The organism is Blastococcus sp. SYSU DS0541 (genome assembly GCF_054050875.1).
Genome location: NZ_JBJHAD010000001.1, coordinates 234,881 through 257,245 on the forward strand (window position 1 = coordinate 234,881; position 22,365 = coordinate 257,245).

The 22,365-nt window shown below is 75.2% G+C and carries 26 protein-coding genes; 11 read left to right on the forward strand and 15 right to left on the reverse strand.

Annotated features, from left to right (window positions below; genetic code table 11):
- The first annotated feature begins 6 nt into the window (after positions 1-6).
- A complete protein-coding gene (locus ACI794_RS01080; protein ID WP_456615504.1) occupies positions 7-1,350 on the forward strand; it encodes an FGGY family carbohydrate kinase in 1,344 nt (447 codons plus the stop codon).
- Here ACI794_RS01080 and hisN read toward each other — a convergent pair whose 3' ends face one another.
- Both hisN and ACI794_RS01090 read right to left on the reverse strand, forming a co-directional pair.
- Positions 1,351-2,160 carry a histidinol-phosphatase gene (gene hisN, locus ACI794_RS01085; RefSeq protein WP_456602091.1) on the reverse strand — a complete coding sequence of 270 codons (810 nt, stop codon included), beginning with the start codon at positions 2,158-2,160 and terminating at the stop codon, positions 1,351-1,353. It lies immediately after the preceding gene.
- Positions 2,161-2,212: 52 nt separating this feature from the next.
- Entirely contained in the window at positions 2,213-2,395 is a 183-nt protein-coding gene (locus tag ACI794_RS01090) for a DUF2795 domain-containing protein (protein ID WP_456615505.1), read from the reverse strand.
- 53 nt (positions 2,396-2,448) lie between these two features.
- On the opposite strand from ACI794_RS01090, the gene ACI794_RS01095 reads away from it, so the two are divergent.
- Both ACI794_RS01095 and ACI794_RS01100 read left to right on the forward strand, forming a co-directional pair.
- Positions 2,449-2,985: a DUF2087 domain-containing protein gene (locus ACI794_RS01095; RefSeq protein ID WP_456615506.1), complete on the forward strand. Its 537-nt coding sequence runs from the start codon at positions 2,449-2,451 to the stop codon at positions 2,983-2,985.
- 87 nt (positions 2,986-3,072) lie between these two features.
- On the forward strand, positions 3,073-3,786 hold the full coding sequence (locus ACI794_RS01100; protein WP_456615507.1) for a hypothetical protein: 714 nt from the start codon (positions 3,073-3,075) through the stop codon (positions 3,784-3,786).
- A 206-nt stretch (positions 3,787-3,992) separates the two neighbouring features.
- Here ACI794_RS01100 and rsgA read toward each other — a convergent pair whose 3' ends face one another.
- The 3 genes from rsgA to ACI794_RS01115 form a co-directional block, all read right to left on the reverse strand.
- The gene (gene rsgA / locus ACI794_RS01105) at positions 3,993-4,985 is read right to left on the reverse strand and encodes a ribosome small subunit-dependent GTPase A (protein ID WP_456602094.1); all 993 of its coding nucleotides are present in this window, start codon (positions 4,983-4,985) and stop codon (positions 3,993-3,995) included.
- Between the two features lie 23 nt (positions 4,986-5,008).
- On the reverse strand, positions 5,009-6,289 hold the full coding sequence (gene aroA, locus ACI794_RS01110; RefSeq protein WP_456602095.1) for a 3-phosphoshikimate 1-carboxyvinyltransferase: 1,281 nt from the start codon (positions 6,287-6,289) through the stop codon (positions 5,009-5,011).
- A 109-nt stretch (positions 6,290-6,398) separates the two neighbouring features.
- On the reverse strand, positions 6,399-7,862 hold the full coding sequence (locus ACI794_RS01115) for an NAD-dependent succinate-semialdehyde dehydrogenase (protein WP_456602096.1): 1,464 nt from the start codon (positions 7,860-7,862) through the stop codon (positions 6,399-6,401).
- 138 nt (positions 7,863-8,000) lie between these two features.
- Between ACI794_RS01115 and ACI794_RS01120 the strand changes: the two genes are divergently transcribed.
- Positions 8,001-8,747 carry an SOS response-associated peptidase gene (locus ACI794_RS01120; RefSeq protein ID WP_456579220.1) on the forward strand — a complete coding sequence of 249 codons (747 nt, stop codon included), beginning with the start codon at positions 8,001-8,003 and terminating at the stop codon, positions 8,745-8,747.
- 1 nt (position 8,748) lies between these two features.
- On the forward strand, positions 8,749-10,302 hold the full coding sequence (locus ACI794_RS01125) for a fused MFS/spermidine synthase (protein WP_456602097.1): 1,554 nt from the start codon (positions 8,749-8,751) through the stop codon (positions 10,300-10,302).
- A 2-nt stretch (positions 10,303-10,304) separates the two neighbouring features.
- Here ACI794_RS01125 and ybaK read toward each other — a convergent pair whose 3' ends face one another.
- Positions 10,305-10,778, reverse strand: coding sequence for a Cys-tRNA(Pro) deacylase (ybaK, locus tag ACI794_RS01130; protein WP_456602098.1), 474 nt, complete (start codon positions 10,776-10,778; stop codon positions 10,305-10,307).
- 196 nt (positions 10,779-10,974) lie between these two features.
- On the opposite strand from ybaK, the gene ACI794_RS01135 reads away from it, so the two are divergent.
- The gene (locus tag ACI794_RS01135; protein WP_456579217.1) at positions 10,975-11,670 is read left to right on the forward strand and encodes a sigma-70 family RNA polymerase sigma factor; all 696 of its coding nucleotides are present in this window, start codon (positions 10,975-10,977) and stop codon (positions 11,668-11,670) included.
- Positions 11,667-12,005 (forward strand): mycothiol system anti-sigma-R factor, encoded by a 339-nt coding sequence (rsrA, locus tag ACI794_RS01140; RefSeq protein WP_456602099.1) that lies wholly within the window; start codon positions 11,667-11,669, stop codon positions 12,003-12,005. The genes ACI794_RS01135 and rsrA overlap by 4 nt, the downstream gene beginning before the upstream one ends.
- Positions 12,006-12,115: 110 nt before the next feature.
- Here rsrA and ACI794_RS01145 read toward each other — a convergent pair whose 3' ends face one another.
- Positions 12,116-12,190, reverse strand: a complete 75-nt coding sequence (locus tag ACI794_RS01145) for a 50S ribosomal protein bL37 (RefSeq protein ID WP_014377707.1) — start codon at positions 12,188-12,190, stop codon at positions 12,116-12,118.
- A gap of 173 nt (positions 12,191-12,363) precedes the next feature.
- Between ACI794_RS01145 and ACI794_RS01150 the strand changes: the two genes are divergently transcribed.
- The gene (locus ACI794_RS01150; RefSeq protein WP_456602100.1) at positions 12,364-13,413 is read left to right on the forward strand and encodes a biotin carboxylase N-terminal domain-containing protein; all 1,050 of its coding nucleotides are present in this window, start codon (positions 12,364-12,366) and stop codon (positions 13,411-13,413) included.
- Positions 13,414-13,470: 57 nt separating this feature from the next.
- On the forward strand, positions 13,471-13,695 hold the full coding sequence (locus ACI794_RS01155; RefSeq protein ID WP_456602101.1) for a biotin/lipoyl-binding carrier protein: 225 nt from the start codon (positions 13,471-13,473) through the stop codon (positions 13,693-13,695).
- 58 nt (positions 13,696-13,753) lie between these two features.
- Here the strand turns inward: ACI794_RS01155 and ACI794_RS01160 are convergent, their stop codons facing one another.
- The gene (locus ACI794_RS01160; protein ID WP_456602102.1) at positions 13,754-14,251 is read right to left on the reverse strand and encodes a GNAT family N-acetyltransferase; all 498 of its coding nucleotides are present in this window, start codon (positions 14,249-14,251) and stop codon (positions 13,754-13,756) included.
- An 81-nt stretch (positions 14,252-14,332) separates the two neighbouring features.
- Between ACI794_RS01160 and ACI794_RS01165 the strand changes: the two genes are divergently transcribed.
- Positions 14,333-15,814 (forward strand): sensor histidine kinase, encoded by a 1,482-nt coding sequence (locus ACI794_RS01165; protein WP_456615508.1) that lies wholly within the window; start codon positions 14,333-14,335, stop codon positions 15,812-15,814.
- Between the two features lie 126 nt (positions 15,815-15,940).
- On the opposite strand, the gene ACI794_RS01170 is transcribed toward ACI794_RS01165, so the two are convergent.
- Both ACI794_RS01170 and ACI794_RS01175 read right to left on the reverse strand, forming a co-directional pair.
- Positions 15,941-16,192 (reverse strand): WhiB family transcriptional regulator, encoded by a 252-nt coding sequence (locus ACI794_RS01170; RefSeq protein ID WP_456602104.1) that lies wholly within the window; start codon positions 16,190-16,192, stop codon positions 15,941-15,943.
- A 281-nt stretch (positions 16,193-16,473) separates the two neighbouring features.
- Entirely contained in the window at positions 16,474-17,499 is a 1,026-nt protein-coding gene (locus ACI794_RS01175) for a diacylglycerol/lipid kinase family protein (protein WP_456602105.1), read from the reverse strand.
- Positions 17,500-17,587: 88 nt separating this feature from the next.
- Here ACI794_RS01175 and ACI794_RS01180 point away from each other — a divergent pair, with 88 nt between their 5' ends.
- Positions 17,588-18,070 (forward strand): hypothetical protein, encoded by a 483-nt coding sequence (locus ACI794_RS01180; RefSeq protein ID WP_456602106.1) that lies wholly within the window; start codon positions 17,588-17,590, stop codon positions 18,068-18,070.
- Positions 18,071-18,086: 16 nt separating this feature from the next.
- Here ACI794_RS01180 and ACI794_RS01185 read toward each other — a convergent pair whose 3' ends face one another.
- The 5 genes from ACI794_RS01185 to ACI794_RS01205 form a co-directional block, all read right to left on the reverse strand.
- A complete protein-coding gene (locus tag ACI794_RS01185; RefSeq protein ID WP_456602107.1) occupies positions 18,087-18,869 on the reverse strand; it encodes an HAD-IIA family hydrolase in 783 nt (260 codons plus the stop codon).
- 10 nt (positions 18,870-18,879) lie between these two features.
- Entirely contained in the window at positions 18,880-19,374 is a 495-nt protein-coding gene (locus ACI794_RS01190) for an N-acetyltransferase family protein (protein ID WP_456602108.1), read from the reverse strand.
- Between the two features lie 103 nt (positions 19,375-19,477).
- Entirely contained in the window at positions 19,478-20,305 is an 828-nt protein-coding gene (gene pssA, locus ACI794_RS01195; RefSeq protein ID WP_456579206.1) for a CDP-diacylglycerol--serine O-phosphatidyltransferase, read from the reverse strand.
- A gap of 10 nt (positions 20,306-20,315) precedes the next feature.
- Positions 20,316-20,960, reverse strand: coding sequence for a phosphatidylserine decarboxylase (locus tag ACI794_RS01200; RefSeq protein ID WP_456602109.1), 645 nt, complete (start codon positions 20,958-20,960; stop codon positions 20,316-20,318).
- Between the two features lie 39 nt (positions 20,961-20,999).
- Complete coding sequence (locus ACI794_RS01205) at positions 21,000-22,226, reverse strand: PP2C family protein-serine/threonine phosphatase (protein ID WP_456602110.1); 1,227 nt, start codon at positions 22,224-22,226, stop codon at positions 21,000-21,002.
- Between the last annotated feature and the right edge of the window lie 139 nt (positions 22,227-22,365).

Here is a 22,365-nt window from a genome sequence, read left to right on the forward strand (position 1 = left end):
GGCGCCGTGGGCGGGGTGTTCCTCGGCGCGGACCTCGGGACCAGCGGGCTGAAGCTCGTCGCGCTGGACGACGGCGGCGCGGTGGTGGCCGAGGCCGAGTCCCCGTACGGCTACGACCGGCCGGCCCCGGACCGCGCCGAGATCGACGTGGCGGTGTGGCGGCGCGCCCTGGACCGGGCGCTCGCCGAGCTCGCCCCGGCGCTCGGGGGCGCGCGGGTGCGGGCGCTGGGGTTGTCGGGCCAGATGCACGGCACCGTGCTGGTCGACGCCGCCGGTGCGCCGGTGCGGCCGGCGGTGCTCTGGCCGGACGCCCGGGCGAGCGGTGAGCTGGCCGCCTGGCGGGCGCTCCCCGCGGCCGACCGCGCCGCGCTGGCCAACCCGCTCGTACCGGGGATGACCGGGCCGGTGCTGGCCTGGCTCGCCCGCCACGAGCCCGAGGTCCTCGACCGCGCCGCAGTCGTGCTGCTGCCCAAGGACGCGCTGCGACTCAGGCTCCTGCCGGGCAGCCCGCCGGTCACCGACCGCAGCGACGCCTCCGGGACGCTGCTCTGGGACGTCCCCGCGGACGGCTGGTCGCCCTCGGCGACCGCGGCCGCGGGGGTGCCGCCGCGGCTGCTCCCCGCGGTACGGCCCGGCAGCGAGGTGGTGGGCGTCGCGGCGCTGCCGCTCGGGGAGGTGCCGGTCGTCGTCGGTGCGGCGGACACCCCGCTGGCCCTGCTCGCGGCGGGCACGGTCACGGGGCTCCAGGTGAACCTGGGCACCGGCGCGCAGGTGCTGCGCCCGGACTGGTCCCCGCATCCGGTCGAGGAGCCGGCGGTGCACGGCTACGCCGACGCGCAGGGCGGCTGGTACGCGATGGCGGCGCTGCGCAACGGGGGCTCGGCCTGGGCCTGGGTGTGCGGCGTCCTCGGCCTCTCCTGGCCGGAGCTGTTCGCGGCCGCGGCGTCGGTGCCCGACGCGGGAGGTGCGGTCTTCCGGCCCTTCCTCACCGGCGAGCGCGGCGGCGTGGCCGGGCCCGGGGACCGGGCCGGGTGGGACGGCCTGCACCCGGGGACCACGCGGGCGCACCTGGCGCGGGCGGCGGTCGAGGGCGTCGTCCGGGCGGTGGGCGCCGCGACGGCGCTGCTCGGGCCGCCCGACGACGGCGTCCCGGTGGTGGTCACCGGTGGCGGCGCCCGGACCGGGCTCGTGCAGCAGCTGCTCGCCGACGAGCTGCGGCGCCCGGTGCGCGTGCTGCACCTGCGCAGCGCGTCGGCCGTCGGCGCGGCGCTGCTGGCCGCCCGAGGTGCCGGCGCGGATGTCGTCCCCGCACGCGTGGCCGGCCCGGTGGTGGAGCCGTCCCGCGCCTGATCAGGACGGCGGGACCGGCGGGGACGAGGTCAGCTGGTGGACCGTCTCGGTCTGCCCCAGCCGCTCCAGGGCGGCGTCGTGCAGCCGGCCGTTGGTGGCCAGGGCGCTGCCGCCGGCGGGCCCGGGGACGCCGGTGACGTCGGTGAACCGGCCACCGGCCTCCCGGACGATCACGTCCAGCGCCGCCAGGTCCCACAGCGACACCTCGGGCTCGCAGGCGATGTCGACCGCGCCCTCGGCCAGCAGCACGTAGCTCCAGAAGTCGCCGTAGGCGCGGGTGCGCCACACCGAGCGGGTGAGGTCGAGGAAGCCGTCGAACCCGCCGCGCTCCTCCCAGCCCGAGAGGCTGGAGTAGCTGAGGCTCGCGTCACCGAGCTGCGACACCTCCGACACCCGGCAGCGGGTGGCCGACTCCAGCCGGCGCCCGGTCCAGGCGCCGACGTCCTTGGCCGCCCACCACCGCTTGTTCAGCGCGGGCGCCGAGACCAGGCCGACCACCGCCTCGTCGCCGTCGAAGAGCGCGATGAGGGTGGCCCAGACCGGCACCCCGCGGACGAAGTTCTTCGTCCCGTCGATCGGGTCGAGCACCCACCGGCGCGACCCATGGCCGGTCGTGCCGAACTCCTCGCCGAGGACCGCGTCCCGGGTGCGCGCGCGGCCGAGCGTGATGCGCAGCTGCTCCTCGACGGCCCGGTCGGCGTCGGTGACCGGCGTCAGGTCGGGCTTGGTGTCGACCGTGAGGTCCTGGGCCTTGAACCTGTCCATGCTGATCGAGTCGGCCTGGTCGGCCAGCACGTGTGCCAGCCGCATGTCCTCTGAGAAGCCCCGACCCGACGTCATGGGCACCCAACCTAGCGGTGCGTCAGTCGAAGACGGCGGAACTGACCCCGCTGGGCCCTTCGTACTCGCGGTCCTCGATCTTCTTGAGCGCGTCCACGACCTCGCCGTCGCCCCCGTGCTGCTCGGCGTGCTTGACGATGTCGTCCTTGCTCGCGGGATAGTCGATGCCGGCCAGGGCCTTCTGGATGTCGATCGGGCTCACCATGCCCCGCTCCCTACCCGGCGGTCCGCCGCCGATGCACCGATTACCGTCGGGGCGTGGACGCGGCGACGATCGCGGGGCTGCTCGCGGACCCGGTGCGGCTCAAGGTGGTCGCGGCCCTGGCGCTCGGCGCCAGCACGATCGAGGAGGTCGCCGAGGCCACCGGGCTGGGGCTCAAGGACGTCGCGCTCGCGGCCCGTCGGCTGGCGCGCGCGGGGCTGGTGCACCGCGACGGCCACGCCCTGGCGCTGCGCACCGAGCGGTTCGGCGCCGCCGCGCGGGCCGCCGCCGAGGCCGCGCCCGCACCCCAGCCGCTGTCGGACGACCCGGCGGAGGACGCGGTCCTCTCGGCGTTCGTGCGCGACGGCCGACTGGTGTCGATCCCCTCGCAGCGGAGCAAGCGGCTGGTCGTCCTCGACCACCTGGTGCGGGTCTTCGAACCCGGGGTGCGCTACCCGGAGCGCGAGGTCAACGCGCTGCTCGCCGTCTGGCACCCGGACGTCGCGGCGCTGCGCCGGTACCTCGTCGACGAGCAGTTCCTCACCCGCGAGGCAGGGATCTACTGGCGCAGCGGCGGCCGGGTCGAGGTCTGACCCGCGGTCGACACCTCGACGGGTCGACAGGCGGTGGTGGTGACAAGTCGTTCGACGCCGGAGCCGATCGGGCAGCAGACTCCTCCGGTGCTCCGCCCGTCACCCGACACCTTCGCCGCCCTCGCGCGCTCCTCACCGTGGCGCTGGTCGACGCTGCGGTTCTCCGTCAGCTGGCCTGAGGACCGGTGGAAGCCCGGTGCCGTCCGGGCGTGGCTGCGCCGTCCCGACCTGCTCCGCGTCGAGACGGTCGACGGCGCGCCGCTGCAGGTGGTCCGGGAGCCGGCGCGGGAGGCGGAACCGCGGCCCCGGCTCCGGCCGGACGGGCTGGTGGCGGAGCGGCGCGAGGCGTGGGACCACGCCCTCGACGACCCGATGCACCAGGACTACCACTGGGTGGCGATGCTCGACCCGGCGGAGCTCGCCGACGGTCGTGATCCGGACACCGACGCGCTGGTGGCTGCCCTGGACGTGCTGTCCCTGGCGGAGGTCGAGCACGCCGGGCGGGCGGCCTGGGAGGCCGTCGTCCGGCCGACCGACGCCTACGAGCCGCGCTGCGGCTGCTGCCCGTTGCTCCGCTCGCGGGAGGTGGACCTGGACGAGTACCGCGACCACCCGGAGCACATCCTGGACGAGTACCCGGGCGCCTACCGGGTGCGGCTGGACGTGCAGACCGGCGTCTGCGTGCTGACCGAGGCCCTCGGCGGCGACAACGCGGGACGGGGCCACGACGTGCGGATCGAGGCGGTCGACGAGCCGATGGCCGACGACCTGTTCGTCGAGCCCCGCCGGCGGCGCTGGTGACGTGCTGGAACGGCCGGCCTTCAGGGGCCCGCGGCGAGCGTGCGAGCCGTGCTGGAACGGCCCCGTCCGGAGGCTCGCGCCGAGCGTGGTGACGTGCTGGAACGGCCCCGTCCGGAGGCTCGCGCCGAGCGTGGTGACGTGCTGGAACGGCCGGCCTTCAGGGGCCCGCGGCGAGCGTGCGAGCCGTGGGGGGAAGGCCGGTCCTTCTAGTAGCCGGGGCCGACCTGGCCCACGGCGCCGAGCAGGACCCGCAGGGCGGCCAGCTGCTGCTCCCGGGCGGGCGGTCCCGCGGCCGCCCAGGCGTCCAGCGCGCAGTCCGGGTCCTCGGCGGTGTGCCCGCACCCGGGCGGGCACTCGGTCGCGGCCTCGGCGATGTCCTCGAAGGCGGAGAGGACGTCGTCGGCGGTGACGTGGGCCAGGCCGAAGGAGCGGATGCCCGGGGTGTCGATGACCGTCCCGCCGCCGGGCAGGTCGAACAGCACCGCCGACGACGACGTGTGCCGGCCCTTGCCGATCTTGCTGACGTCGCCGGTCGCCCGCAGCGCGTCGGGCACCAGCCGGTTGACCAGCGTGGACTTGCCGACACCGGACTGGCCGACGAAGACGCTCATCCGGTCGCGCAGCCGGCCGACGAGGTCCTCCAGCGGGAGCTCCCGGGACATCGGCACCGCGTCCAGGCTCAGCCCGGCGTAGCGGTCCAGCAGCGGCTCCGCCGACGCGAGGTCGGTCTTGGTGAGGCACAGCAGCGGCTCGAGCCCGCCGGCGTAGGCGGCCACCAGGCAGCGGTCGAGGAAGCCGTAAGCCGGCTCGGGGTCGGTGACCGAGGTGACGACGACCAGCAGGTCGGCGTTGGCCACGACCACGCGCTCGGTGGGATCGGTGTCGTCGGCGGTGCGGCGCAGCGACGTCGCCCGCTCCTCGATGACCACGATCCGGGCGAGGGTGTCCGTGCGCCCGCTGGTGTCGCCCACCACCCGCACCCGGTCGCCGACGACGACGCCGTGCCGGCCGAGCTCGCGGGCGCGCATCGCCGTGACGTCGACCGGCGCGCCGTCGGGCCCCTCGACCCGCACCGTCATCCGCCCGCGGTCGACCGCGATCACCAGGCCGGGGACGGCGTCGGCGTGCGTGGGCCGGGTGCGCGTGCGCGGGCGCGAGCCGCGAGGGCTGGGCCTGACCCGGACGTCGTCCTCGTCCATGCGCCGGGCCCCGCGCTGCGCGCTCAGGAGAGGGCCCCGATCGGCTCGCCCAGCAGGCCGGCCCAGCGTTCCCGGAAGTCGGGGAGGGTCTTGGTGACCGCGTCCGGGCCGGTGACCGCGACGCCCTCGACCGCCAGGCCGAGGACGGCGGCGGCCATGACCATGCGGTGGTCGGCGTAGGAGTCGAGCACCGCGGCCCGTGGGGGCCCGGGCTCGATCTCCAGCCCGTCGGGCAGTTGCCGCACCCGCGCGCCGACGGCGGTGAGGACCTCGTCGAGCGCCTGCAGGCGGTCGGTCTCGTGCCCCCGCAGGTGGGCGATCCCGGTGAGCCGGGACGGGCCGTCGGCGAGCGCGCACAGCGCCGCGAGCACCGGGGTGAGCTCTCCGACCTCGCCCAGGTCCGCGACCAGCGGCCGGATCGCCCCGGTGCCGGTGACCCGCAGGCCCTCGGGGGTCCGGGTCACCTCGGCTCCCATCGCCGGGAGCAGCCGGTCCAGGTGGGCGCCCGGCTGGGTGGTGACGTCGGGCCAGTCGCGCACGGTCACCCGCCCGCCGGTCACCAGCGCCGCGGCGAGGAACGGGGCGGCGTTGGAGAGGTCGGGCTCGACGACGCGGTCGAGGGCGGCGACGGTCCCGGGCGCGACGCGCCACCCGCGGTCGGTGGCGGCGACGTCGACGCCGTGCTCGCGCAGCGTGGCCACCGTCATCTCGACGTGCGGCATCGAGGGCACCCCGCCGGTCAGCGCGAGGTCCAGGCCCTCGTCGAAGCGGGCCGCGGCCAGCAGCAGCCCCGAGACGATCTGCGAGGACTCGCCGGCGTCGACCTCGACCGGGCCGCCGCGCACCCGGCCGGTGCCGTGCACGGTGAACGGGGCGCGGCCGCGGCCGTCGTCGTCGACCCGCACGCCCAGGTCGCGCAGCGCGGTGATCAGCCCGCCGTTCGGCCGCTCGTGCAGCCGCGGGTCGCCGTCCACGCGGACCGCGCCGTCGGCCAGCGCCGCCACCGGCGGCAGGAACCGCAGGATCGTGCCGGCGAGCCCGGCGTCGACCGTGGCCGGGCCCCGCAGGGTGCCGGGGGTGACGACGACGTCCTCGCCGTCGTCGTCGACCCGCACCCCGAGGGCCCGCAGCGCCGCGGCCATGAGATCGGTGTCGCGCGCCCGCAGCGGGCGCACCAGCCGGCTCGGGCCGTCGGCGAGCGCCGCCAGCACGAGCGCGCGGGCGGTCAGCGACTTCGACCCCGGCAGGGTGACGACGGCGTCGACGGGGGACGGGTGGTGCGGCGCCGCCCAGGCATCGGTCACGAGGACCATCCTGCCCGGTCGCCCGCAACGCACCACCCGGCCCCGTTCGACGGCCCCCTGCAGGGTCCCGCCGCGAGCTTGCGAGTGGCGGGGGGCAGGGGGTCCTTTCTCAGCCGGCCTGCGGCTTCTCGGCCTTCTTCACCGGCACCGTGCGGACCAGCCGCCGGTTGGCGAACTCGAACATGGCCAGCTCGGAGAGCTCGCGGCCGTAGCCGGAGCGCTTCACGCCGCCGAAGGGCAGCTCGGGGGAGGAGCCGGTGGGCTGGTTGATCCACACCATCCCGGCCTCGAGGCGGTCCGCCACCGACCGGGCGCGGTCCAGGTCACCGCTCATGACGGTGGCGCCCAGCCCGTAGGCGCTGGAGTTGGCCAGCTCGACCGCCTCCTCGGCGTCCTTCACCTTGTAGACGACGGCGGCGGGGCCGAAGAGCTCCTCGTGGTAGGCCCGCATCTCCGGGGTGACGTCGGTGAGGATCGTCGCCTCGACGAACGCGCCCGGGTGCTCGGGCCGCTTCCCGCCGGCGACCACGGTGGCGCCCTTGTCGATCGCGTCCTGGATCTGCGCGTGCAGGTCCTGGGCGGCCCGCTCGCTGGACAGCGGGGCCAGGGACGTCGACGGGTCGGCGGGGTCGCCGGGGGAGAACGTGGAGAAGGCCTGCTTGAGGCCCTCGACGAAGGGCTCGTAGAGCTCCTCGGTGACGATGAGCCGCTTGGAGGCGGTGCACGCCTGACCGGTGTTCTGCATCCGGCCCATGGTGGCGGCCTTGATCGTGGCGCCGAGGTCCTCGGCGTCGAGGACGATGAACGGGTCGCTGCCGCCGAGCTCGAGCACCGACTTCTTCAGGTGCTTGCCGGCCAGGGCGGCCACGGCGCTGCCGGCCCGCTCGCTGCCGGTCAGGGTCACGCCCTGGATGCGGGGGTCGGCGATGACCTGCTCGACGTCGGAGATGCGCAGGAAGGTGTTGGTGAAGACCCCTTCGGGGGCCCCGGCGTCGGCGAAGAGCTGCTCGATCGCCACCGCGCACTGCGGGGTGATCTCGGAGTGCTTCAGGATGACGGTGTTGCCCAGCACCAGGTTCGGGCCTGCGACGCGGACCACCTGGTAGAAGGGGTAGTTCCACGGCTCGATGGCCAGCAGGACCCCGACCGGCTGGGTCTCCACGACCGCCTCGCCCTTGCCCATCAGCGGCGTGATGGACGTCGGCTCGAGGAAGCCGGGGCCGTTGTCGGCGTAGTACTTGAGGATCATCGAGCACAGGTAGAGCTCCCCGCTGGCCTCGTCCCGGCGCTTGCCCATCTCCTGCGTGATGAGCGCGGCGAGCTCGTCGCGGCGCTCGTCCATGAGCTCGGCGGCGCGCCGGACGACGGCGGCGCGCTCCTCGACCGGCCGCCGGCGCCACTCCTGGTAGGCGGCGTGGGCGCGCTCGACGATCCCGTCGATGGCCTCGGTCGGGGTGAAGTCGAACTCCTTCTCCGTCTCACCGGTGAAGGGGTTGACCGTGGCGTAGCGCCGGTCGGCGCTGTCGCTGGCGGTCTTCGGGTGGTCGGTCGGTGGGGTCTGCGTCGCGGTCACGCGGTGATCCTCGTCTCTCGTCGGGCGTTGCGACAGTGGGCCCTACCCGGGGACCGCGCCCGCACGCGCGGGCACCGACCCGTCGGTGGGCGCACCTAGAGTGCGTGGGGAACAGCCCCGTGCCCTCGAGGAGGCGCCATGTGCGGTCGCTACGCGGCCAGCCGCAAGCCCGAGGACCTCGCCCTCGAGTTCGAGGCGGTCCCCGCCGGCGGGCAGCCCCCGCTGGCCGCCGACTACAACGTGGCGCCGACCAAGGACGTTTACGTGGTGCGGCACGCCCGGGAGCGCGACGCCGAGGGGGTGCCCACCGGCGGTGGCCACCGCGAGCTCCGGTCGGTGCGCTGGGGGCTGGTCCCCTCGTGGGCCAAGGACGTGTCGGTCGGCAACCGGATGCTCAACGCGCGGGCGGAGTCGCTGACGGAGAAGCCCGCCTTCCGCAGCGCGGCGCGTTCCCGGCGGTGCCTGGTCCCGGCCGACGGCTGGTACGAGTGGGCCAAGCGCCTGGACTCCCCGGCCAAGCAGCCCTACTTCATCACCCCCGAGGACGGCTCGGTGCTGGCCATGGCCGGGCTCTGGGAGGTCTGGGGCACCGGCGAGGACCGGCTCTACACCTGCACCGTCGTCACCGCCCCGGCGACCGGTGCCCTCACGGAGATCCACGACCGGATGCCGCTGGTGCTGCCGCGGGAGCGCTGGGCCGAGTGGCTGGACCCGGCCCGCGAGGACGTCGCGGAGCTGGCCCGCCCCACCCCACCGGAGCTCGTCGAGGGCCTGGAGCTGCGGCCGGTGAGCCCGGCGGTGAACAGCGTCCGCAACAACGGCCCCGAGCTGCTGGCGCGTGCCGACGGCGTGGACGCGCCCGCCGACCAGCCCGCGCTCTTCTGACGTGGCAGCGGACGACGCCCGTACCACCGCCCCGGTCGACGCACCGCCGCCGGCCCCGCCGCCCGGCGGTGCGCTCCCGGCGTGGGTGGCCGCGGCGCTGACCTTCCTGAGCTCGGGCGCCGTCCTGGTGCTGGAGATCGTCGGCCTCCGGCTGATCGCGCCCTACGTCGGCGTCACGGTGCAGACGAGCACCGCGGTGATCGGGTTCGCCCTCGCGGCGATCGCCGTCGGCGCGTGGCTGGGCGGGGCGACGGCCGACCGGACCGACCCGCGCCGGCTGCTGGCGCCGCTGCTGGTGGCCGGCGGCGCGCTCATCGTGGCCGTGCTGCCGCTGGTCCGCTTCACCGGCTCGCTGCTCAGCGGCGCCGACGCGGGCGGGGTGCTGCTGCTGGCCGCGGTGGCGGTGGTCGTGCCGGCGGCGTTGCTGTCGGCCGTCCCGCCCATGGTGGTGAAGCTGCAGCTGGCCAGCCTCGACGAGACCGGCGCCGTCGTCGGCCGGCTCTCGGGCATCGGCACGCTGGGTGGCATCGCGGCGACGTTCGCCACCGGATTCGTGCTGGTCGCGCTGTTGCCGAGCAGCGTCATCCTGGTGGCCACCGGTGCGGTCACCGTGCTCACCGGGCTGGCGGTGGGCGTGGTCCTGCGGCGCGGCGGCGGGCCCCGGACCGTTCCGGCCGGGCTGCTCGTCCTGACCGTGGTGGGGGGCGGCCTCGCCGCGCTCGCCCCCACGCCCTGCGAGGAGGAGACCGCCTACCACTGCGCGCGGGTGGTGGCCGATCCGGAGCGGCCCTCCGGCCGGGTGCTGATGCTCGACACGCTGCGGCACTCCTACGTCGACCTCGCCGACCCCACCCACCTGGAGTTCGCCTACGTGCGGGCGATCGCCGCGGTCGCCGACGCCGCCTTCCCCCCGGGCGAGCCGGTCTCGGCGCTGCACGTGGGCGGTGGTGGGCTCACCCTGCCGCGGTACCTGGCCGAGGTGCGGCCGGGGACGGAGAGCCTCGTGGTCGAGGTCGACCCCGAGGTGGTGGACATGGACCGCGAGCAGCTCGGGCTGGAGACCTCGGAGCAGCTGCAGGTGCGGGTGGCCGACGGCCGGGTGGGGCTCGCCGAGGAGCCGGTGGGGGAGCGCGACCTCGTCGTCGGGGACGCCTTCGGCGGGCTCTCGGTGCCCTGGCAGCTCACGACCCGGGAGGCGCTCGAGCTGGTGGACCGGGCGCTGGCCGACGACGGTGTCTACGCGGTCAACCTGATCGACCACCCGCCGCTGTCCTTCGTCCGCGCGGAGCTGGCCACGATGCGCGAGGTGTTCGGCCACGTGGCCCTGCTGGCCCGCGCGCCGGTGCTGGCCGGGGAGGACGGCGGCAACGTGATCGCGGTGGCGTCGCAGCAGCCCCTCCCGGTGGAGGAGATAGCCGCGGCGCTGAGCGACCGGGAGCTGGTCTGGCAGGTCGCCGAGGGGGAGGAGCTCACCCGCTTCATCGGTGACGCCCCCCTGCTGACCGACGACTTCGCCCCCGTCGACCAGCTCCTCACGCCGTACGGCGCGCCCTGAGCTCAGCGCCCGATCGCAGCCGTCCGGGCCCGGGTCAGGCGCACCAGCTCGGCCGGGGGCAGCTCCAGCTGCAGCCCGCGCTTGCCGGCGCTGACCAGCACGGTGGGGAAGTCCAGCGCCGAGGAGTCCACCACGGTGGGCAGCAGCTTGCGCTGGCCCAGCGGGCTGATGCCGCCCAGCACGTAGCCGGTGGCGCGCTCCGCGTCGGCCGGCTCGGCCATCGCTGCTCTCCGCCCGCCGGCGGCCGCCGCCAGCGCCTTGAGGTCCAGGGTGCCGCTGACCGGCACGACCGCCACGGTGAGCGCGCCGTCGACGCGGGTGACCAGCGTCTTGAACACCTGGTGGGGATCGGCGCCCAGCGCGGCCACCGCCGCCTCGCCGTGCCCCTGGTCCGACGGGTGCTCAGGGTCGTAGGGGTGCAGGGAGTGGGCCACCTTCGCCTGCTCGAGGACCCGCACCGCCGGGGTTGCCGCCACGGCGGGGGAGCCTAGCGAGATCCGTCGCCCGGGAATGCGGTCGGCGGGCGGCGCCGTTGGACCGGCCGTGAGCAGCACCCTCTCCCCCCCTCGCGCCAGGGCCGCGCACCGACGTCCCCCGGGCCGTCCGGACGCCGCGCGGCTAGGATCGACCGATGTGGCGCCCCGCGTCCGGGGGCCCCAGAGAGGACGGTCGGTGCCTGAGGAGTCCGCGGTCGAGAACACCGGTCAGCTGCCCGAGGTGACCCCGGCGGAGGTGCCGGAGGCGCGGGAGGGCGGCAGCCGCACCGAGCTCGCCGAGACCCGCGCCGAGCGGGACGCCCGGTTCGAGCGGGACGCGCTGCCCTTCCTGGACCAGCTCTACCCGGCGGCCCTGCGGATGACCCGCAACCCGGCCGACGCCGAGGACCTGGTGCAGGAGACGTTCGTCAAGGCCTACTCCGCGTTCCACCAGTTCGCCGAGGGCACGAACCTCAAGGCGTGGCTGTACCGGATCCTCACGAACACCTACATCAACAGCTACCGCAAGAAGCAGCGGCAGCCGCAGCAGTACCCCACCGACCAGGTGCAGGACTGGCAGCTGTACGCCGCCGAGGAGCACACCTCCTCCGGCCTGCGGTCGGCCGAGATCGAGGCGCTGGACCACCTGCCCGACTCCGACATCAAGGAAGCGCTGCAGCAGCTCCCGGAGGACTTCCGGCTGGCGGTCTACCTGGCCGACGTCGAGGGCTTCGCCTACAAGGAGATCGCCGAGATCATGGGCACGCCCATCGGCACGGTGATGTCCCGGCTGCACCGCGGCCGACGCGGGCTGCAGAAGCTGCTGGCCGACTACGCCCGCGAGCGCGGATTCGTCCGCGCCGGGGCCGGTGAGGAGGCGACCCGCCCGTGAGCGACGAGCACGGGGCCGGCGAGCCCCTCGACATCAACTCGTGCGACGACGTCCTCACCCACGTCTTCGAGTTCCTCGACCACGAGACCTCCGACGAGCGCCGTGGCGTCATCGCCGAGCACCTCGACGAGTGCTCCCCCTGCCTGCGCCAGTTCGGCATCGAGCAGGAGTTCAAGGCGCTGGTGCGCCGGCGGTGCGGGGGCGACAAGCCGCCGACGGGCCTTCGGGACCGGATCAAGATGCAGCTGACCAGCGTCTCCTTCGAGGAGGACGGCACCCAGGTCAGCGTCGAGCGGTTGACGATCGAGCGCTCGCAGGAGCGCCCGATCGCCTAGCACCTGCAGACGCCAGAGGCCCAGAACCCGACGGGTTCTGGGCCTCTGGCACATGGCCCCCTGCAGGGTCCCGGCGCGAGCGTGCGAGCGACGGGGGGCAGGGGGTCCTTTCAGGCGTTGGGGCGCTTGCCGTGGTTGGCCTTGTTCCCCTTGCGGGAGCGACGCTTGCGTCCGCGCTTGGACATCGCTGCCCTCCTCTCATACTGCTGGTGGGCCGGGCGGCCCAGGGTCGGTGCGGGGCCCGTGACCGGCGCACGCGGGGTGCGCGGCGCCGATGGACCCGCCAAGCTGACCCGACAAGCCTCTCACGGGAGGTCCCGGCCGTGCGCTGGGCAGGGCGAGCGCAGGAGGAGCAGCAGTGCCGCAGCTGGGGATCGAGACCGTCCTCGTCGCCGGACGGGGGCCGGCGGGGTGCGCCGCGATCCGCGCGTGCCAGCGGCTCGGTCTCAAGGCCGTGGCGGTGCACAGCGAGACGGAGCGCTCGGCCCGGCACGTCCGCCTGGCCGACGACGGTGTGCTGCTGGGTCCCGCGCCGGCCGCGGAGTCCTACCTGGCCGTCGACCGCATCGTCGAGGCGGCCCGGCGCCGCGGCGCGGACACGGTGCTGCCCGTTCCGCCGGCGCTCGCCGGCAACGCCCGCCTGGCCGGCGCGGTCATCGGTGCGGGGCTGCGCTGGGCCGGCCCCGACCCGGAGGTTCTCGAGCGGCTGGGCGGGGACGGCGTGGAGCCGGCCAGCGAGCGTGGCTTCCTGGCCTGGGTGACCGCCGAAGGGTTGCGGTTCACCACCCCGGTGGCCCGGGACCGCGCCGCGGGCATCGCGCGGGTGTCCTGGACCCCCCGCGAGCCCGGCCGGCTCCCGGTGGCGGCGCACCGCCTCGCCGAGGTCGGCTGGCGGGGGCCGGTCACCGTCGGGATCGCGCCCGACGGCGAGCTGGCCGAGGTCGCCGCCGGCTTCTCGCTGGACATGGCGGTGCTCGAGCGGTCGCACGGCGTGGACGCCGTCGAGCTCGCGCTGCGCAGCGCGGCCGGCCCCCGGGACGACGACCCGGGCCCCGACGCCCGCCCCGCGCCCCGGGCGGCGGTGGTCGCGCAGCTGCGGTCCACGCTGCCGCCGGGGACCGCCGGGCGGATCAGCGGTCGCCTTCCGGGATCCGGCCGGGCCCCGGTGGCCGAGGGCGGTGCCGAACTCGCCGCGGTCAGCGGCTACGACCCCGGCGACCGGCTGGACGGCTGGTACGACGCGTTGCTGGCCACCGTCAGCGCCGGGGCGGACGACGTGGCCGCGGCCGCCGGCCTCGTCCGGTCGGCGCTCTCCGGTCTGCCGGAGACCGGCGTGCCGCACGACGGGTCGGAGGTGTGCGCGGTGCTCAGCCGGCTCGCCGAGGGTCGTGCCGTCCCGGCGTCCTGACGTCCGCGCCGCGTGCTTGGATGGGCCCTCACGGTCGGACGGGCGCGGGAGGTACCGGTGGCGGTGGAGGAGATCCACGCGGAGATGGTCTCCAGTGTCTGGAAGGTGCTCGTGCAGCCAGGTGCGCAGGTGTCCGCCGGTGACACGCTGGTGATCCTGGAGTCCATGAAGATGGAGATCCCCGTGCTCAGCGAGCACGCGGGCACCGTGCAGGAGCTCCACGTGGTGGAGGGCGAGGTGCTGCAGGAGGGCGACCTCATCGCGATCGTCGCCCAGTCCTGAGGAAGGACCCCGCCCCTCCACCGCACGCAGGCTCGGGACCGGTCCCCTGGACGGGGCCTCACACCTCGCGGGCGTAGACCAGCAGGTCGATGCCGGGGACGGGCGTCCAGTCCCGCTCCGGCAGGCGGGTGAAGCCCAGCCGCTCGTACAGCCGGTGCGCCGCGGTCATGCGGGTGCCGGTGGAGATGACCACGCGCCGCCGGCCGGCCGCGCGGGCCCGGGCGAGGCACTCCTCCACCAGAGCCGCGCCGACCCCGCGCCCCTGCGCCCGCGGGTCGACCACCAGCATGCGGAACCCGGCCTCGTCGGGGGACTCGAGCACCTCGCCGAACTCGCCGCCCGGCACGAACGCCACGCTGCCGACCAGCCGGCCGGCCCCGTCCCGGGCGACCAGCAGGTCGGCCACCCGGGCGCGACCGGCGACGTCGGCCAGTTCGGCCGCGTAGCCCGCCGACGCCAGCCCGCCGTCGACGTATACCTGCACGGTCAGCGCGGCGATCCGGTCGTGGTCGGCGGGGACGGCCGGCTCGATGCGCACGGCGGGGAGGGAGAGCACGGGCACCAGGCTAGGGACCGGACGGCGTCCCCCTCGCCCGCCGGGGGCGGGGCCCGGGCCGCGTCCTAGGCTCGGGCCACCATGAGCAGCCTCTCCGAGCGCCTCACCCGCGGAACGGCGTCGAGCCCCGCGAAGATCGACCACGCGCGGCGCCTGGTGGCCGACTGGCAACTGCTCGCCGACCTGGCCTTCGCCGACCTCACGCTGTGGGTGCCGCTGTCCTCGGGGTCGTGGTGGTGCGTGGCCCAGGTCCGGCCGCTCACCGCACCGACCAGCCGGCCGGAGGACATGGTCGGCGTCGAGGTGGGCGCCGAGACCGCGGGCCCGTTCGTCGTGGCGCTCCGCGAGGGCCGGCCAGTGACCGACGGGGACCCCGACTGGTCGGGCCCCACGCCGCGCCGCCGCGAGGTCATCCCGGTGCGGCACGAGGGCGTCGGCGTCGCGGTGCTGGCCAAGGAGACCAACCTCGCGGTGACGAGGTCGCCGTCCACGCTCGAGCTCACCTACCTCGACATCGCCGCCGACCTCTGCCTCATGGTGTCGGCGGGGACCTTCCCGCCGGCCAAGCTGCAGGACGCGGAGATGAGCCCGCGCGTCGGGGACGGGCTGGTCCGCCTGGACAAGGCCGGGCGGGTGACCTATGCCAGCCCGAACGCCCTCTCCGCGTACCGCCGCATCGGCGTGGTCGGCGACCTCGCCGGGGCCGTCCTCGCGGAGGTGACGTGCCGCGCGGTCACCGACCGCGTCGCGGGGGAGGCGGCGGCCGCGGGCATCACCGCGGCGCTCGGCGGGCGCCACCTCGACCCCGTGGACGTCGAGGGCGCCAGCGCGACGCTGCTGCTGCGGGCCCTGCCGCTGGAGCCACCCGGCGCCGAGCACGGCGCGCTGGTGCTGGTCCGCGACGTGACCGACGTGCGGCGGCGGGACCGGGCGCTGCTCACCAAGGACGCGACCATCCGGGAGATCCACCACCGGGTGAAGAACAACCTGCAGACGGTCGCGGCGCTGCTGCGTCTGCAGGCCCGCAGGATGACCGAGCCCGCGGCCCGGGCGGCGCTGGAGGAGTCGGTGCGCCGGGTGACCTCGATCGCCGTGGTCCACGAGACCCTCGCGGGCAGCCGGGAGGACGTCGTCGACGTCGACGACGTCCTGGACCAGGTGCTCCCGATGCTCGGCGACCTGACGAGCGTGGGGCCGGCGGCCCGCACGCGGCGGACCGGCTCGTTCGGGGAGCTCCCCGCGGTGGCGGCGACCCCGCTGGTCCTCGCGGTGACCGAGCTGCTGCACAACGCGGCGGAGCACGCCTTCCCCGAGGGGGAGCCGGGCGTGATCGAGCTGGTCGCCGAGCGGGACGGGGACGACCTGCGGGTGCTGGTCCGCGACGACGGCCAGGGGCTGCCCCCCGACTTCGACCCCGCGGCGAGCGACGGGCTGGGCCTGCAGATCGTCCGCACACTGGTCATCAGCGAGCTGGGCGGGAGCCTGGCGATGGGCCCGCTGGAGGGCCGGTCGGGTACCGAGGTCGTGCTGACGCTGCCCGGGAGCGCCTGGCCGCGCCGCTGACCCGCACCGGCCCCGGACGCCGCCGAGGCCGGCCCGGGAGGTCCCGGACCGGCCTCGTGGCGGTCGGTGCGACAGCGGTGGTGCGGTCGCCGCCGGGTGTGCCGGCGGCGCGGTCGTGCCCGGTCGTCAGGCGGTGGTGACCCGGGTGCGAGCCTGGCGCCGCTTCAGCGCGCGCCGCTCGTCCTCGGAGAGCCCACCCCAGACACCGGAGTCCTGGCCGGAGCGCAGGGCCCAGTCCAGGCACGACGAGACCACCGGGCAGCGCTGGCACACGGCCTTGGCCTGCTCGATCTGGACGAGCGCGGGGCCGGTCGTCCCGATCGGGAAGAACAGCTCCGGGTCCTCGTCCCGGCAGAGCGCGCGGTGGCGCCAGTCCATGGCGTTGTACTCCTCGATGTCGTCTGCGGTCGGTACGTCAGTCGCATGTGCTCGGTCGGCCATCGCCGAGCCCCACACCGGTCACCCAGCGCCACGGCGGCAGCGACTATCTGCTTTGTTACCGGCAGGTTGCGTTCCAGCAGCGATGTTTTCACGTGCCGGACGCCTGTCAAGCGATTCGGGGTCGACGCTGACCCCCGCGTGAGCAACCTCACCACGGCCGTGCTAGGCCCGCCACCCGGCAGGAGGAAAACGTCGCGCGGATGCTCAAGAAAGGTGTGTCACGCGATGACGCGCAGCGCGTCGGGGACGTTCCGGATCCGGACCCCCGTGGCGGTGCCCAGGTGGTCGCCGTCGACCTGCCATCCCTGCGGCCGGACGGCGGTCACGGTGAGCTGCTGGAGGTCGTGCCACCGGTGCAGGCCGCGCCCACGCAGGTCCGGCTCCGGGCGCATGGTCTGGCGCAGGGCGCGCAGCATCCGCCCGGTGGTGGTGCGGCCGAGGGCGAAGACGTCCAGCCCGCTGTCGAAGGACGCCTGCGGCGTCGGGTTCACCGGCCGGGCGCCCAGGTAGGTCCAGGGGCTGACGTTGGACACCAGGCAGAGGAACAGCCCTTCGACGGGCGGTTCTCCCGGCACGTGGACGGTCATGGCCGGGCGGCGCCGCTCCCGGCCGAAGAGGAACGCGTTCGTCCCCTCCCGGACGTACAGCGCGCCGGTCGACCGCCGCCCCCGGGACCGGTGGGCCTCGACCCGGGCGATCACCTCGGCGTCGAACCCGAAGCCGGCGGCGAACACGAACCACCGGGGGGCGCTCCACCCCGGGCCGTCGGCGTCGGCCTCGGCCCGGGCGACCGCCTCGGCCGCCGCCGGCGCGACCCCGGTCACCGCCGCGGTGCTGGTGCCGGTGGCGCTCGCGGTGCCGAGCGACACCGAGCGGGTCCGCCCCGCGCGCAACGAGGCGAGGATCTCCGCCGTCGCCTCCACCGGGTCCCGCGAGCGGCCCAGCGCCCGGGAGAAGACGTTGGTCGACCCGCCGGGCACCACGGCCAGCGCGGGCACACCCGGTCCGGGTCCGTCGGCGAGCAGGCCGTCGACCACCTCGTTGACGGTGCCGTCGCCGCCCAGCGCGACGACCACGTCGATGCCGTCGGCGGTGGCCCGGGCGCCGAGTTCCCGGCCGTGCCCGCGGTGCGTGGTCTCGGCGACGTCGACCTTGAGCTCGCTGGCCAGCGCGCCCACCAGCACGTTGCGCGTCTTGGCGGTGGTCGTCGTCGCCGCAGGGTTGACCACCACGAGCGCGCGCATGCCGCCAGGCTAACCAGCGGGTCGCGGCGCACGGGGGAGGGAGCCGGTGCGGACCGGGGGGGACGGCCGGCCGCGTAGTCTCGCCGTCGTGACCGAGGACTGCGGCACGCCCACCCCGCCGCCCCGTCGCCTCGCCGACCGGCTGTTCGGCGCCACGGCGGCGCAGCCCGCGCCGCGCCCCGCCGGGCCGGTGACGCACGCGCCGCCGTCGTTGCGCCGGGCGGCGCTCGTGGTGGCCCTGGAGGGGGCGATCCTCGGCGTCCTCGCGCTGGTGCTGCTCTACCTCACGCTGACCGGCGACCCGGACAGCGTCGCCCGGGCCCTCGCCGAGGTGGTGCTGGCGACGCTGGCCGCGGGGGTGCTCCTCGCCGGCGCGCGCGGGCTCTGGCGGGTGGCTGCCTGGGCCCGCGCGCCGGTGATCGCCCTGCAGCTGTTCCTGGGGCTGACCGGCTTCACCTTCGCCTTCTCGGCCCAGCAGCCGCTGATCGGGCTGCCGATCCTCGCGATGGTGGTCGCGGTGCTCTACCTGCTGGCCGCCCCCGACTCGCGGCTGGCCTACGAGGACAGCTGAGCGAGGACCGGCCCGCTCACACCAGGTCGATCACGTCGGCGATCGAGTCGCAGACCCGGCTCGGCCGGAACGGGAAGCGGCTGACCTCGCTCGCCGCGGTGGAGCCGGAGAGCACCAGCACCGTCTCCAGGCCGGCCTCGATGCCGGCGACGACGTCGGTGTCCATCCGGTCCCCGATCATCATCGTGGACTCCGAATGGGCCTCGATCCGGTTCATCGCGCTCCGGAACATCATCGGGTTGGGCTTCCCGACGAAGTAGGGCTTCGCGCCGGTCGCCGCGGTGATCATCGCGGCCACCGAACCGGTCGCCGGGAGCGGGCCCTCGGGGGAGGGGCCGGTGACGTCGGGGTTGGTCGCGATGAACCGGGCGCCGTTGCCCACCAGCCGGATCGCCCGGGTGATCGCCTCGAAGGAGTACGTGCGCGTCTCGCCGAGGACGACGTAGTCGGGGTCGGTGTCGGTGAGGGTGTAGCCCGCCTCGTAGAGCGCCGTGGTGAGCCCGGCCTCACCGATGACGTACGCCGAGCCGCCCGGCAGCTGCGTGGTGAGGAAGTCCGCCGTCGCCAGCGCCGAGGTCCAGATCGCCTGCTCGGGGACCAGCAGGCCGCTGCGGCTCAGCCGGGCCGCCAGGTCGCGCGGCGTGAAGATGGAGTTGTTGGTCAGGACGAGGAAGCGCCGCCGCCGCTCGACCAGCCGGTCGAGGAACTCCTTGGCCCCGGGCAGGGCGTTCCCCTCGTGGACGAGGACGCCGTCCATGTCGGTCAGCCAGCACTCGATCGGTCCGCGCTCGGTGGTCACGGGGAGAACGCTAGCGGCGCGGTCCCGATCGGTCATCCGAGGCGAACGACGCGAGCGCGTCGTCGGTCAGGCGGAAGACGGTCCACTCGTCCATGGGGACGGCGCCGGCGGCCGCGTAGAACGCGATCGACGGGGTGTTCCAGTCCAGGACGGACCACTCCAGCCGCGAGTAGCCGCGGTCGACGCAGACCTGGGCGAGCGTCCGCAGCAGCTCCCTGCCGAGGCCCGTGCCCCGGTGCCGGGGCTGCACGTAGAGGTCCTCGAGGTAGATGCCGTGGGTGCCCCGCCAGGTCGAGAAGTTGAGGAACCACAGCGCGGTGCCGACCACCTCGCCCCCGACCTCGGCGACGTGGCCGAAGAGGGCGGGGGAGTCGCCGAAAAGGCAGGCGGTGAGCTGCTCCTCGGTGAGCCGCACCTCGTGCAGGGCCTTCTCGTACTCGGCGAGCTCCCGCACCAGGCCGACGACGGCGGGCACGTCCTCGGGTCGGATCGGCCGCACGCTCACGACAGCCCCCGTTCGCTACCGCGGGACGCTCCGCTCCTCGGTCGCTGTCCCCCGCAAGCGGGAGGTGCCTCCAGCCTGCGGCGATGCTCACGTCCCTGTCCGCTCACGACAGCGCCTCCTTCAGGCGGTCCGGCACCAGCCGGCTCAGCGGCGAGAGCACCGGCACCAGCACGGGGGCGAGCAGGTAGCCGTAGGCGAGCACGCAGCCGGTCACGACGGGGGCCACCGCGAAGCCGATCACCAGCAGCACGGCGGTGGCGACCAGCCCGTAGGGGCGCCCGCTCCTGGGGCTGACCAGCGACCGGAAGGAGCGGAACCGGATGTTGGTCACCATCAGCACCGCCGGGACGGCGACGACGAGCAGCACCCAGAGCCGGTCGCGGCCCTGCATGTCGTCGCCGAAGGCGAACACCGAGGCCAGCACGACCCCCGCTGCACCGGGGCTGGGCATGCCGGTGAAGTACCGCTTGTCGGCGGTCGGGTCGATCGTGGTGTTGAAGCGCGCCAGCCGGATCGCCGCGCACGCCACCCACAGGAAGCAGACGACCCAGCCCAGCGGGTCCCACTCGTCGCGGCCCTCGGAGAAGAGGGTGAAGGCCAGCAGCGCCGGGGCCAGGCCGAAGGAGACGAGGTCGGCCAGCGAGTCGAACTGCAGGCCGAAGGGCGTCACCGCCCCGACCAGGCGGGCGACGGCGCCGTCGGTGATGTCGAACAGCACCGACAGGCCGATCAGCACCGCGGCCAGGGTGTACTGGCCCCGGATGGACACGAGGATCGCGGCGAAGCCGCAGAGCATGTTGGCGAGCGTGAACAGGCTCGGCAGCGTCGCCAGCGCCCGGCGCCGGGAGCCCCGGACCGAGCCCCGGACGAACTCCACGGTGGCCGTGCGGCGGGTCTGGGGCGGGCGTTCACCGGATGCGGAGCTGGGCACGGAGCCTCCCTCAGCGGGCCGAGGGCCAGCGGGCGATGACGGTCTCGCCGCCGCGCACGCGCTGCCCCTCGGTCACGGTGATCGTGCACTCGCGCGGCACGAACACGTCCATGCGGGAGCCGAACTTCATCAGACCCATCCGCTGGCCGGTGGCGAGGTGCTGCCCGGGGCCGGTCCGGGTGACGATCCGCCGCGCGAGCACGCCGACGATCTGGCGGAAGACGACCGTGCGCTCGCCGTTGCGCAGCCACAGCTCGCTGCGCTCGTTCCGGTGCGCCGACTCCTTGCGGTAGGCCGCGAGGAAGCTGCCCTTGGTGTAGGAGCTCTGCACGACCTCCCCGGAGTACGGCGAGCGGTTGACGTGCACGTCGACCACCGAGAGGAAGACGCTCACCTGCTGCCAGTCGCCCTCGGGGGCGACCCCCTCCTGCGGCTCGCCGGCGACCATCACCACGCCGTCGGCGGGCGAGAGGACCTCGTCGGGCGACGGCGGCGCGGTGTCGCAGCGCCGGTCGGGGTCGCGGAAGAACAGCGCCATGTACGCCGAGACGGCCAGGAACGGCCAGACGGCCCGTCGGCGTCCGGCCACGCCCAGGGCAGCGGCGGGGAATAGGGGTCCGGTGATGAAAGGCCACCCGGCCCGGTCGATGCGCATCGTGTCCGAACGGTACCGGGCCACCCTGGACCGCCCGGGTCAGGCGGGCGGGGAGGCGCGGTCGGGGTCGGCGCCGAAGGCGGTGGTGCGTACGCGGGGAGGGCCGCCGTACCAGTCCAGGCACACCATCGTGGCGTCGTCGCGCAGGTCACCGCCGGTGGCCCTCAGCACTGCGGCGCCCAGCTCCTGGACGACCTCGCGGGGGTGCAGGGCCGCGCTGCCGGCCAGAGCGGCCGCGACGTCGAGGGAGGCGGCGTTGCGCTCCAGCATCCCGTCGGTCAGGAAGACGATCCGGTCGCCGGGCTCGAGCGGGAAGGACTGCACGGTGAAGGCCCTGCCCGGGACCACGCCGAACGGCGGCTCCACGGCCAGCTCGACCTCCGTCACCTGCCCGCCGCGGAGGCGCAGGGGGAGCGTGTGCCCGGCGTTGACGATCGCCGCGGCACCGGTGTCGAGCTCCACCCGCAGGAGCTGCCCGGTGACGAACTGCCCCGGGTCGAAGCTCTCGGCGAGCGACTCGTTGGCGTACCGAGCCTGGCCCGCCAGGTCCAGGCCCCTGCGGCGCCCGTTCCGGAGCGCCCCGACCAGCAGGGTCGCCAGGAGCGCGGCCTCGACCTGGTGCCCGACCGCGTCGGTGATGGACAGCTGCAGGAAGTGCCGGTCCAGCGTGTAGTCGAAGGTGTCGCCACCCACCGAGCTGGCCGGCTCGAGCCACCCGGCGAGGGTGAACTGGCCCGCCTCGCAGGTGTAGGAGGCCGGCAGCAGCCGGCGCTGGATCTCCGCGGCGAGCGCGAAGGGCGTGGAGCGCTGTCCCCACTCGAAGACGTCGGTGTGCCGGCGCGCGGCGATGAGCACGTAGGCCAGGGCGTGGGCGGCGCTGCTGATGTCGGCGACCTCGTCGCTCGACGGGTACCGCGGGACGTCGAGCTCCAGCAGACCGATGGCGTCGCCCCGATCGGTCACCGGGACGATCAACCGGGCCCCGTCGTCCATCGGCTCGACGTCGGCCAGCTGGGTGCGCAGCACCCGCTCGTACCGCGTGCCGGGCAGCGGTAGCGTCTCGGCCTGCTCCGCGCCGTGGCTGCGGGCGCCCTCGACCCGGCCGGCCGCCGTGAGGCGGACGACGGCCCGTCCGCTGACGTCGGCCAGGAGGAGCGCCACCGCACTCGCGTCGACCATCTCGCCCAGCTCGGCGGCGACCACCTCGACGGCCTCGATGGGGGCTGCCGCCTCCACCTTCTGCAGCACCGCGCCGACGTCGATCACAGAGCCTCCTGGTGTCGGCGGTGGACCAACCTGTTCGTTCGTCCACCGCTGATCGTCTGTGCCCCGCGGCTCCCTGGAGCGAACGTGCTGCTCACCACGGGCGCCGGGCCGCCCGGCGACCCCGTCGGGGGGCGCCCCG